This window comes from Candidatus Thorarchaeota archaeon (genome assembly GCA_021498125.1).
In the GTDB taxonomy this organism is placed as follows: domain Archaea; phylum Asgardarchaeota; class Thorarchaeia; order Thorarchaeales; family Thorarchaeaceae; genus B65-G9.
Genome location: JAIZWL010000001.1, coordinates 528750 through 541058 on the forward strand (window position 1 = coordinate 528750; position 12309 = coordinate 541058).

Annotated in this window: 10 protein-coding genes; 8 read left to right on the forward strand and 2 right to left on the reverse strand. The window is 47.6% G+C overall.

The window, feature by feature from the left end; genetic code table 11:
* Position 1: 1 nt before the first annotated feature.
* The 7 genes from K9W43_02785 to K9W43_02815 all read left to right on the forward strand — a co-directional run bounded on the left by K9W43_02785 (position 2) and on the right by K9W43_02815 (position 8798).
* The gene (locus K9W43_02785; protein MCF2136141.1) at positions 2 to 3439 is read left to right on the forward strand and encodes a hypothetical protein; all 3438 of its coding nucleotides are present in this window, start codon (positions 2 to 4) and stop codon (positions 3437 to 3439) included.
* A gap of 120 nt (positions 3440 to 3559) precedes the next feature.
* The gene (locus K9W43_02790) at positions 3560 to 4564 is read left to right on the forward strand and encodes a DUF92 domain-containing protein (protein MCF2136142.1); all 1005 of its coding nucleotides are present in this window, start codon (positions 3560 to 3562) and stop codon (positions 4562 to 4564) included.
* Positions 4565 to 4693: 129 nt separating this feature from the next.
* A complete protein-coding gene (locus K9W43_02795) occupies positions 4694 to 5524 on the forward strand; it encodes a hypothetical protein (GenBank protein MCF2136143.1) in 831 nt (276 codons plus the stop codon).
* A gap of 58 nt (positions 5525 to 5582) precedes the next feature.
* Positions 5583 to 6329, forward strand: coding sequence for a hypothetical protein (locus K9W43_02800; GenBank protein MCF2136144.1), 747 nt, complete (start codon positions 5583 to 5585; stop codon positions 6327 to 6329).
* A gap of 221 nt (positions 6330 to 6550) precedes the next feature.
* Positions 6551 to 7075, forward strand: coding sequence for a hypothetical protein (locus K9W43_02805; protein MCF2136145.1), 525 nt, complete (start codon positions 6551 to 6553; stop codon positions 7073 to 7075).
* 143 nt (positions 7076 to 7218) lie between these two features.
* Complete coding sequence (locus K9W43_02810; protein ID MCF2136146.1) at positions 7219 to 8061, forward strand: slipin family protein; 843 nt, start codon at positions 7219 to 7221, stop codon at positions 8059 to 8061.
* A 29-nt stretch (positions 8062 to 8090) separates the two neighbouring features.
* Positions 8091 to 8798, forward strand: a complete 708-nt coding sequence (locus tag K9W43_02815; GenBank protein MCF2136147.1) for a hypothetical protein — start codon at positions 8091 to 8093, stop codon at positions 8796 to 8798.
* 47 nt (positions 8799 to 8845) lie between these two features.
* Here K9W43_02815 and K9W43_02820 read toward each other — a convergent pair whose 3' ends face one another.
* The gene (locus K9W43_02820) at positions 8846 to 9682 is read right to left on the reverse strand and encodes a CPBP family intramembrane metalloprotease (GenBank protein MCF2136148.1); all 837 of its coding nucleotides are present in this window, start codon (positions 9680 to 9682) and stop codon (positions 8846 to 8848) included.
* 185 nt (positions 9683 to 9867) lie between these two features.
* Between K9W43_02820 and K9W43_02825 the strand changes: the two genes are divergently transcribed.
* Entirely contained in the window at positions 9868 to 11097 is a 1230-nt protein-coding gene (locus K9W43_02825) for a HEAT repeat domain-containing protein (GenBank protein MCF2136149.1), read from the forward strand.
* A 14-nt stretch (positions 11098 to 11111) separates the two neighbouring features.
* On the opposite strand, the gene K9W43_02830 is transcribed toward K9W43_02825, so the two are convergent.
* Positions 11112 to 12215, reverse strand: a complete 1104-nt coding sequence (locus tag K9W43_02830) for a VWA domain-containing protein (protein MCF2136150.1) — start codon at positions 12213 to 12215, stop codon at positions 11112 to 11114.
* Between the last annotated feature and the right edge of the window lie 94 nt (positions 12216 to 12309).

Consider the following 12309-nt stretch of genomic DNA (forward strand, 5'->3'; position numbering starts at 1 on the left):
CATGGAACGAGAACCCTCTTCTGACGAACTCCATCTGCCCTTTCCACACGGTGTAGAGATCGAGCTACAGATATTGAAGCGCGATGGGTCATGGATTCGTGGTGAGGAAGTCCTTGAACTGTTTGAGAAGATCGTGTCAAGTGCAAAGGATAACTTGGAGCGAAGAATCCGGTCCTCGGATATTGCCTCTGTGCGGCGCAAATACAAATACTCTACTCGTACCGAGGAGGGCGAACGTGGTTCGCGGATTGTGGCAAGCTACGAAGACCCTTCAGGGGTGGCTCATGAATACACTCTACTTGGTCATGACCCAAATGTCACTTCGCTCACATGGATACTAGAGGTTGCAACCCCGCCATGCACTACCGCTGAGGAACTCGCATGGTGGATTCAGACGCTCATTGCCATCTCATACGAGTCGATCCCAAAGGACTCGAAGACCATTCTTATTTCTACAGGTCTCAATCCGACGCAGGAATATCTCAAGAATCTCTCTTTTGGAGAGCATCATCATATCTTGGGACCAGATGTGGACGAGGCAACCAAACTTGGCGTCTACAACATGATCCGTAATTTTATTCCGCATCTCATTGCTCTCTCAGTAAATTCCCCATTTGAGAACAAGATGCCTACAAGTGAGGTTTCTGTTGACGAACACGGCCGACTTCGAGCACCCCGATGTAAGAGGTCTATTCGCCTGTCGAAAAATACGACGCAGCTCGGGCCGACTAGCGAGTTTGAGTTCATACCCTATCTACGATCCGCAGATGAGGAATATTTTGCCAGACAGGTGAACCGATCTTACGCCCGAATGGTTGACCTCTATCCCTTTACGGATTACAAGACGATTGAATTACGGATATTTGATACACAGCTCTCGGTCCCGCGGAGAGTAGGCATTGCGCTTCTCTTACAGGCATTGGCCTTGAAGGCAAAAAAGATGGTCTCCAAGGGGGAGAACATCCCCGATATGGGAGCAAAGGCTCTGGCAGCCAATAGGGAGTCTGCGGTCTCTGCTGGTCTATGGGCACCGTTCAGACCAGGGGTCGGTTCCGAAAACCCGACCTTTACGCAGGCCTATAATTATCGAGTCAGAGATGATGGGACCATAGACACCAAAAAGAAGAATCGCTTCATGAGCGACGCAGTTGTGTCCATGCTATACTTGATCCGCGAAGAGCTTGAAGATCTCGGGCTTATCGAGAATCCGTTCATGCAGGCTCTCTTTGTGTCCATATTTGGAAGCGAGTTCGTGAAGCCACGGACCACTGGGGCCGAATTCCAATTGGAGGTATATGCAAAGTCCGACCTGAATATGGTCGTGTTGCTTCGTAATCTTGCTGAGATTACACGTTCGTGTTGTACGAATTGGTTATATGACCCGTTAGAGGGCACCCCGAACTTGCCTACTTGGTTATGTTGGTGGAAGGGATTAGAACCTGAGATCATCCCAAGTTCTGACTATACGATTGCTGGTGATGACGCCTCATTTACGATTCTGCTTCGCAATACTACAAGACAGGACATGATGAATCTCACTCTGACCTACACCATAGAGAGCTCTGATAGAGCGATCATTGAGCATAATATCACCCCGATAACAAAAGTTGCAGCAGGCGAGGTACGTGAGGAACGCATCACATTCCAGACATCAAAAGGTGTGTCCGCGTATAATATTATAGTACAGATTGGAATTGCGGGTAGAGAGATCAATCTCACAAGTACCTTGAATACGTACTGGACAAGAGCGACAATTCATTCAGAAGCAACGACGCAATTTGCAGATGGGAAGACCCCTGTCCTGTTCACCAGTGAGATCGAGACCAACTACCCCTCACCTCAGAGTTTTACCTGTCAGATAGCTGTTATTGCCCCACGAAAGGAGGCGATCTTGGCCGAGACCTCTACTCAAGTTTCAATTGATCGCTCTGAACCATTGATCCTCTCTCACACCGACCTCACTCCGCTTGTCATTTCCGCTGATGCCTCAGACCGTGTTGAACGATGTGTCTTACGACTTGTTCTCGTGGATCCAGAGGGGCGTGAACATACACGTACGGTCTCCAAACCGTTCTATGTGGGCTTTATGGCAAGACGCCCTGTCCTCCGATTGCGGACGGATGCCAAAAAATCGCATCATCCTGGGGATGTAATCCATGGAGAAGTGGCACTAGACATCAGGGGTGGCATGAAGATTCAGAATCCCCGACTGGTTGTATCTTTTAAGGGGGACACAGGTGATTCCACCAAAATTGGAGAATTCGATGAGCATGATCTCCTATCACACTCTGTACGATTCAGGTGGCGCGTCCCCGCATTACTGTCAGTCGGGTCGAGAGGGCTAGTTGGACGAATCCATGTGGCATTGATTGAGGACGATGAAGTTAGAGCCGAGATCGAGTCCGAACCCTTTGAAGTATATGAGACCGGAGTCACTGTCGTCATTGGCTCGATGCGACTTCCAGAGAGCCTTGATATTGGCGCAAAACTCAAGGGTTGGTTGAGAATTCGTAGGAACACGGAAGAAGGTAAAGATGCGACTCTGCGATTGCGGATAGAGTATCCTGAGGGCGGAGCATACACTTTGCTGGTGCAACGGGTCAAACCCTTACGCAACATCACCGTTGAGATTGGTCCTCTGGAGATTCCCTTCCCCTCAGGCCGCGACGCTCCCACGAGTGGACTGATCACGGCCGAGCTGATCTACGACGGCGCCGTTGTAGACTCCAAGACACACACAATTACCTTTGCAGAATCGAAGAGGAGGCTTCCGGTTGCAATTAGCATAACGGGTGTCCCCCCCTTCGTCATGCCTGATGATTTCATTGAGGGTGCGGTCGAAATAGCCAATGAATCTGAAGTTCCACTGCAAGCGAATGTCACAATCCAATTCGAATCCGTAGTTGGGAACGAGGTGATTCTCTCAAGAGGTCTCTCATTGGAGAGGGGTCGATCACGATTACTCCCTGCACAATTTCGAATCCCTCTGACTAGCGAGATGAGTACCGCATTTCTCTCGGTCAGTATAGATTCTCCAACGGGCCGAATCGTAGAACGGAAGAAGATTAAGATCAAGGCAATTGCTCAACCGTTATTTTCAGTGATCGTGTCTATACGCGACGAGCTTGGGCGTGAGATTCCCGGACTTGTTCCTCGTGCGTCACGTCTTGAGATACTGGCTGATGTGCAGAGCTACAGAGCAGGGATTGAGAATATCACCTTACACCTTCAGATCATGAAGAAGAAACAGATTATTGAAAAGTTTGAGATCCCCATCGATTTCTCAACTGCGCCTCATCAGGTTGTACGGGCTCAATGGACAACACCTGCTGTCGAGATGGTCACGGGCTTCTATCTGGAGACAGCACTCTCTCATAACGGGCGTCCTATCCCTCCAAGAGCCATAGAGAGCTCGCGACGACAGATTACCGTCTACTAACGGCTTATTTGACCGATTTTGACAAGTCGAAGTCATCATCGGCAATTGCTGAATCCACTGGCAAAGGTATAAATGGAGCGGCACGGGTCTGACTAGATAATTTGAGAGAACTACTATCAAATGATATATGCTCATAGAATACTTCCTTGGGCAATCCGCCCTGAGGAAAGCGACAGCAAGGACGTGATACATACTATGTGGGAATTCCTGACAAACTCCGTGGTCTCCGGACTAATCGTAATGGGCCTTCTTGGCTCATTAAGCTACCGACTTCATTTTGTGGACATTTCAGGACTGATCAGCGCATTTGTAGTCGGTTTTACGGTCTGGTACACTGGGGGAATTGCTGCATTTACGGTCTTACTGTTCTTCTTTCTCAGCTCAGGGCTGGCAACGAAATACAAATACAAAGCAAAGCTCAAGAAGAATGTCGCTCAGGAGGCCAAGGGGAAGCGCTCTTGGAAAAATGTGTTTGGTAGCGGTATCATCCCTATGTTCTTCTCAATTGGAATTTTTGCTACTGAGAAGCTGGCATCTATTGGTATTGTTGATGCCTCATTATCATTCTGGATGTTTGGTGGTTTCATTGGATCCGTTGCGACAACAAGTGCTGATACTCTCGCCAGTGAGATCGGCGTCTTCAGTAAACGAAAGCCACGCTTGATAACAAATCTACGTAGAAAAGTTCCTGCTGGTACGATTGGTGCGGTCTCTCTCTTGGGTGAGGGCGTGGCGATCTTTGCTGGTGTGGCTATTGGAATAATCGTCCTCTTGTTTGCACTATTTGCTCCTGCACTTGTTCCTGTGACCTCAAACGAGCAGATCTTACTTATCATGCCGCTCGCAATTCTTACGGGATTTATTGGTTGCAATATGGATAGTCTTCTCGGAGCAGTTGCACAGAATAGATACATCTGCGAGATCTGTGGTGCCATCACGGACAAGGAATATCATTGCGATTATGAGACCAAGTACGTGGGCGGGTTCAAGAGGTTTACGAACGCACATGTCAACTTTGGATCGTCAGGTATCGGTGCCACCCTCGGAGTAGTTCTTGGTGCAGGGCTCTTTGTGTGGATTCTTGGTGCGCTCTTTGTCTGGGTGCTTGCTTCTTCTAGTAACTAGTGTTGCCACACGCAGATGAGATGATCTTGGTCAATTTTGATGTAGAGGGTCACGTTGGATGTGGCACGTATGCAGAGCGATATGTAATGGTTTCATGGCATAGTCAACAAGATTTAAAAAGAAAATAAGATGCCACGCCACCAACGCGAGCGTGCAATAATGGCTCTAAGAATGAATTCTGTGGCATATCGGACCGCTTTGGTTGGACTATTTGCGGCGTTTCATGTTGTAGTTACCGTCATGCCCTTCTCAGTGGCGCTTGGAACTCAAGCCAGTATCTCTATGGGTATCGTATCTGCCCCGATTATAGGATTTCTTCTTGGTCCGTATTTAGGAACCGTTGCAGTCTTGATTGGAGCATTCCTCGGAATCACCTTGAATCCTACTGTTGCAGTGATGGGCCCCTTGACTCCCATTGCCACCTCAATGGGTGCCTTCGCAGCAGGAGCGCTTTCGACTGGCAGAGAAAAGTTTGTGCTTCCCGTATTCATAGTCGGCATGCTCATGTACATTGCCAGTCCTATTGGGTTGGCATCTCTTGGCTTTCTCTGGTTGCATGTCATAACACTTGCGCTACTTGTCATCTATTCTGTACCAAGTATTTCAACAAAGGCCCGTACCGCAATCGAGACGCCGGATAGTTTTCTCCAGCAAGTAGGGGCCATAGGACTTGTGGCATTTATGGCTACAATGACGAATCATATTATTGGATCCTCAATTGCAGCATTTTACTTTGTATACATTGGTGGGTCCCCCGCGGGCCCGATGGCTGGTATCTTTTTGATAATCGCCTTTGTTTATCCGATAGAACGGGCAGTGGCCACTATACTCATCACACTGGTCACGACTTCTGTGTTGAAGGCAGTTCAATCGGGAAATCTGTTCAAGATCACCGAACAGACCAGTACGGAGAACACACAATTTCAAGTGCTCGACCTTGAACCATATCCGGGAGCTTAAAATATTGTAGTGCTGGATAAGAGGCAAACCATCCGAGTGAGTTACAGTGTCTTTACAAATGCGATCTGCAACTGAGAAATGGTCTTTCATCGGAATATTCGCAGCAATTCAAGTCGTCGCTACGATCATGCCATATTCCGTGGCTATCGGAGCTGAAGGCACTATCTCCATAGGCCTCATTACTGCACCTCTGATCGGAATTTTGCTTGGGCCATATGCTGGAACTATTGCAGTCGGAATCGGTTCGCTCCTTGGTATCTGGGTTTCTCCTCTCTCAGGCATCATGGGCATTTTCACCCCGTTAGCGACTATATCTGGCGCATTCGTTGCTGGGGCTATACGAAGTGGAAAGGGCCTGTACGTTCCTCTGATATACTTTGCAGGAGTAATTGGGTTTCTGTTTAGCCCAATCGGTTCGCTTGCGTATTCTTATCTCTGGCTCCACATTGTGACCCTGTATCTCTTGATTCTTCTAGTATCACCAACAGTTACAGATTTCTTTAAGACAACCTTTGACAAGGCTGAGGACTCGTATAGGTTGGTCATTGCTGTAGCTTTCACCTGTTTCTTTGCAGTGATGACGGATCATATTGTGGGTTCTACTATAGCTGCCTTTTATTTTAATATTGTGTACAACATGGCACCTAACGTACTTGCATCTATATTCATAGGAGTTGCATTAGTATATCCAATTGAGCGAATTATTGCTACAGTGATTCTGACATTTGTTGTTATTGGAGTCTTAAAGGCCATTCAGCAATTCGTATCGTTGGATCGAACTGGTGTTCATGAATTAGAATCGTGAATCATAGCAAGTCTTCATCTTTGGTAAGTAGATTCGTGGTAAGGCTGGAGGGAATCATCGCATCTAGGCTGGTATTTTCAAATACCGTATTGATGGTCAAAGTTCTCAACCACTCGTATTTTTAAGATTAGCCTGATAGACAAGTAATGTTGAAATGAAACATGATAGATTTCGCGTGTTATACCAGTGTTGGTATTTAGATCAAAAGAGGTAGTGGAACGATGCTGATAGGTGAAGATGTTCTTATATTATTACTTTTCTTAATCTTGGCAATACTGTTCTTGCTGTTTCTGGCAAGTAGTATCAGAGTGTTAGGTCTGCGGGAGCGCGCTGTTATATTGCGTTTCGGAAAATTCTTGGGAATCAAGGGACCGGGTGTCATCTGGATCATGCCCCTCTTGGACAAGGTCGCCATGAAGGTTTCACTTCAACAACAGACATACACGCTCAAAATGGACGATCTTCTAACACGAGATAATGTTTCAATTGTTCTCGCTGCTCGGGTGGACTACATGATCACTGATGTTGAAACGATGTTCAAGAGCAACACCGAATGTCCGGCCATCATAGAGGTCACAGCTCAGACTACGCTCAGAGAGGCAATAGGGACGTTTACGCTTGATGAGCTTCGTTCTGATGGCGATGACATTACAAAACGTCTACAAGACTTAATGAATCTGAAGACCGAACAGGTTGGTATCACGGTCTCATCGATCGAGCTGGAAGATCTCCAAGTCTTATCCTAAAATGGCCGTTCCACTTAATTTTCTCCACCAAAATCGGTTTGAGAGTTTATGCCTAAAGTTAATATACCTTTGCGACATAATAATAAGTAGAACGGAAAACCGTTCTTACGTTGAATCATTGATTTAACGTTAAGAGGAGTAAAGTGGAATTGCAAACAGGTTTAGAACCAGTACTATTATCGTTCCTAATCGCAATGGTGGCAGTGTTCTTGCTGATGATCATTGCAAGTGGAATCAAAGTCTTGCGAGAATGGGAGCGCGTAGCCATACTACGGCTTGGGAAATTCAGAACCATCAAGGGACCAGGTATCATCTGGATCATGCCCCTCTTGGATAAAGTCGCAATGAAGGTTTCGCTTCGACTGCAGACATACGCCTTCAAGACTGAGAGATCGCTCACAAAGGACAACGTGCCTGTTGTAGTCGATGCTGTGATGTATTTCAAGGTCATAGATGTTGAGAAGGCTATTCTGAGTGTTGAGAGATACACAGTCGCAGTTGAGCTTGCAGCTCAGACCACGCTCAGAGAAACAACAGGAAAAGTCACCCTCGATGAACTCCTTTCTGAACGTGATAAAATTGCGATGCATCTGCAAGAACTCATTGATGAGAAGACCGAGCACTGGGGTGTGAAGGTTTCAGCAGTTGAGATTCGTGATGTTGTCATTCCAACTCAACTTCAGGATGCAATGAGCAGGGAGGCACAGGCCGAACGTGAACGTCGTGCACGCATTACCCTTGCACAGGCCGAGCTCGAGGCCTCACAGGCAATGCTGCAGGCCGCCCGAAGCTATGAGGAGTCATCAATTGGTCTCACTCTGCGAACTTGGAACATCATGCAAGAGATCTCCAAGAATGCAAGCCTGATCATTATGGTACCTACAAATATTCCTCAGGTTGGAACGACAGTGGGTACGGCGGCAGCCCTGAGTGCAGGAATCAGTGGCTCCAAGACCACAAGCAATCGAGGATCTAACACATCATAACAGAATCATGGGCGGGAGTGGAATAGGGAATGGATGCATGGATTAAGATATGCGTTGTGCTACTGATGCTGTCAATGCTCAGCTGGGTGATTGGAATAGTGATATTCGATCCATTTGTGGGTCTTATTCTACTCGCTGTGGTATTGACATTGTTAGTATTAACAGTCGAACCAGCAACCGGGAAGGCCATGGCTCAAGTGGTCATTCCCCTAATAATTGTACTATTCATGTTTCAGGTATACATGAATGGCCTACAGTTCAATGGATGGATGCTCCTCGCTACTGCGGCCATGCTGTTCTTGATGCTGGCCATGTTCACAGGTGGTGGCGGAGTCATGCATGGAGGTTTTATTGATGCCAAGATGGCTATCAAGCTGTTTCCGATCTATGGCCTCGCAATCATTGTGTCAGCGATTTTGGATCCCACCCACAGAACGACGGTCTATATCATGGCGGGAACCGTTTTGGGTCTGATGGCCGTCTACATGGTCTTTCTCCGCAACTATGATGAGTGGCCTGAATATGAATATAACAAGGCCCGGAATCTCATAGCACTTACTGATATCAACCCTCGTGGAAAGGTGAAAGCGGGTGCTGAGATCTGGTGGGCACGGACAGTTGGTCCTCCAATCCGTGAGGGGGAGAAAGTTCGACTTGTTGCACTAAGTGGTATCACTATGATTGTGACCCGCGACGAGAAGATCGGTGTTTCCTCTCTCCGTGAGGAGGCACAGTAGGCACAACCACACCAAGCTGATACTACGTTCAGCCTCTGCGGATCATGTTATTTGATCCGCTCTCTCTTTCTTTTTTCACTTCTACTGGCCACAAGAGGTACTACCACATAGACCAGCGACAGAGCAAATAGAAAGCCAACGACCGTTGTCACACCCCATTCGATCTGAAATATCTCTGGCAAGAACACACTATCTCGTGGATAGACGGGGAAGATCACATATGCAAGAATATTCCACATAAAGTGGAATCCAAGTGGGACCCATAGTCGTCTTCCGGAGACATAGTACGAGAACGAGAGTACAACGCCTCCCAGAAATATGTTGAGCGTGAAGAGAATGACCAGATGAAGTGGAATCACTCCTAGAGGGGTCCACCAGCCAAAGTGTAGAAGCGAGAATATCAGAGAGCTACCGAGGATTGCGTGATTTCTCCCCCAGATTCGCTCCATACGGGTCAGCAGATATCCTCGATACGTGAGTTCCTCGACAAATGCAACAAGCGATGTGATGATTATCTCATTTGTGATTAGGTCTCCCGTGATCTCCGAGGGCGGTCGTAATTGGCCGCCAAAGACCAATGCAAATAGGATCACTACAATGGCCCCTGCTGTGCCTAGAAGTCCTCCGATGAGTAATTGATTGATCGTCTTAGAGTCAGTCTTGAGACCAAGCGTGGAGATCGACTTGCCGCCATCCCATTCAAGAAACGCAACAACTGTGACGTACATTAGAAATATGGTTGCAAAGAACGAAACTGTAGCAACGAGCCCGTAGAGTTCCATTGGGGCTGCTCTTGGTAAGAGATCGGAGAACTCGAGATAGATGAGCATCAGTGTCATAAAGAGAATGATACGTAGTCTGTCTTCCCATATGGCAGCGGTCATAATTCTCAAAAAAGTTGGAGCGCGAAGCTACCTAAATCTGTACCTAATCGCAAGAGATACGTATCAAAATATTTCCTGGGCGATACATAAAGCCAACTGATTTAAGTATTATACTGTATCTGCTATAATCAGCACGTCTGGAGATGAGTTTCAGACAGCCCAATTTAGTTGGAGAGAGACGGTCCGTGTCGGAAACAAGACGCCTACTACTGGAGTTCGAAACTGAGCTTCTCAGTAGTCTTGCGAAAAAAGACAAGAGAGTGAGAGAGGAGCTTATTCGTGCATTCTCAGATGCATCGGAGATCGTTAGGGAACGCGCTCTTATCGCGTCAATCGATTTGAACGACCCGACTATAGTTGATGACATCGCTAAGGCACTATCGGATAATGAAGTCGATGTGAGAATTGCCGCAGCACAGGCTCTAGCATGGTATCACCAGCCTAGAACGGTTCCTGCTCTATTAGCAGGTCTTAAGGACTCTAATACATGGGTTCGTTCTCATTGTGCTGTGGGGCTCTCCAAGCTCATGAATGGGCCAATCTGGGCCCGTCTTAAAGAGGATGTGATTAACAAGTTCATTGCATCATTTCCAGATATGACCAATGATGAGATTACATTGTTCATGACCGATTTGGGAATTCATCCTGATGCAATCCAGCAATATTTGCAATGGCGGAAGAAGGACTTTGATGTGGAGATTGATTTCTCTGTTGTTGCAGAGATGGAGAGCGGTCCGATTATTCTGATGGGCGAGGGAGCAGAAGCAGAGACCGCAGTTCTCTCAACACATAGTGGGCTAGCACTCTCACCAGAAGTTGAGACTATTCTTTCTGAATTACCACGTGATATGCGAGAAAAGCTTCCCCCTGAAGATTTGAAACGCCTGACCCCCGAGACCGCGCGCGAGCTGGTGGACTCGCTCATTGGCCCGACGCCATCAGAAAAACCGAAGAAAAAGGTCAAGGTACGAAAAGTCAAACGTGTGCGTAGAGTAAAGAAAGAACCATCTAAAGACGAACTGCTAGCCAAGTTGCCTCCTGAGGTGAAGGCTTCTGTCTCGGAGGATACACTTGCTATGTTGAGTGTTGAAGAACTTGAAGCACTGCTGTCCACCTCCGTTGAGACTGAGGAGGAAGTTGTAGTCGAACCTGAAACGAAAAGGACCCGGCGTAAGGCGTCCTCTAAAGCGAAGAAGAAGGAATCACGTAAGACTACAGCGACCACGGAAGTTGAGAAGATTCCCGAAGATGAGACGGAACGTAAGAAGATGCTTGAGCAAAAGTACGGTAAGGCAAAGGCCGAACTTCTGTCCATTCTTCCTCCCGATATGCTAGAGGGGATACCCCCAGAGCAGATCGATGAGATGGATATTGATACGCTTAAGGATCTCACACGTGCGTTAGAATCGCACTGATCCACTTGCCCTCTCTATGATTGTCGGCCTCGTACGATCACAGCAAACTCTCCGGCGAGACGACCATACCATTCGAGAAGATCACGCATATTGTCCACATGGCGATAGGTGCCATTGCCATACTGAGCTATTGCCACCATCAGTTCCTCATCGATCTCTGCACGGTTGCCAAGACCGATGCAATAAATGACAAGGCGATTCCTATCAGTGAAGCGTTCCTTGAGTATCTTAAGCGGTGGCGGGCCGGCTGTGGGAATTCCATCGGTCAACATGATGATCATTGTTGGCTTAGAATGATCCCCAAATGCCTCAAGCACTTGGCTCGCCCGTTCTAGAGCGGTACCCATGTCTGTCAGTGTTCCGCCCTCTTCTACTTTATCGACGACGTGAGTACTGATCATCTGGATGCCAAGTGCCTTGTCCGCGCCTGTACATTCAACGAAGGGACGGACCTCACCGGTTTCGGAATTGATGAAGGTCATCTCGTTAACCTCCTTCTCGAAAGTGATCACTGCTACTTTCTCACCATAGCCACGCCCGACTTTTTCAGCTAGATAGAGAAGGACTGCCATTGCAGCCGCTTCTGCCCTGCTGACATTTGACCCCTCTTTGAACCGGTTAAGGAAGGAATGCACCTCGGGATTATCGCCCGCGAGATCCTTGAGGCCTTCACGTGCATGTGCAATATCACGGACAGGTACATCGCTGGTCTTCATAGAACCTGAGGTATCAATGAGAAGGATCGCATTAAACGGGGAGGGAATTCCTATCGTCTTGAATTGATAGCCAGTGCGTTCTCTTAGTGCCTCAAAAGCGACCTTTGCAAAACTCTTCTCCGAGAGGGGAGGTCGCGTGTTCATGATTTCGACCTTAACACCAAGTTCGGGCCAATTGAAGGACATTCCCGGATAGACCAAGCGACCATCAATCATCTTTTCAAGGGAGTCCACATTGGCCACTGCTCGCGCCACGAGATCGTCAGTATTTGCATCTTCACTGAGCGGGCGAAGACCAAATTCAACAAATTCGAGGGCAATCATTGGTTCGTCATACAATGAGACCTCTACAATATCACCCTCCATCAGCAGTGATGCATCCAAGACCAGCGAGTCAATCATGATCTGATTCTTTGTGACATCCTTGCTCTTGCGTATCTCTGCGGCGCCCCAAAAAGCGCTCTCCGGATGTTCGAAGAGAACAATCGAGCCAAGA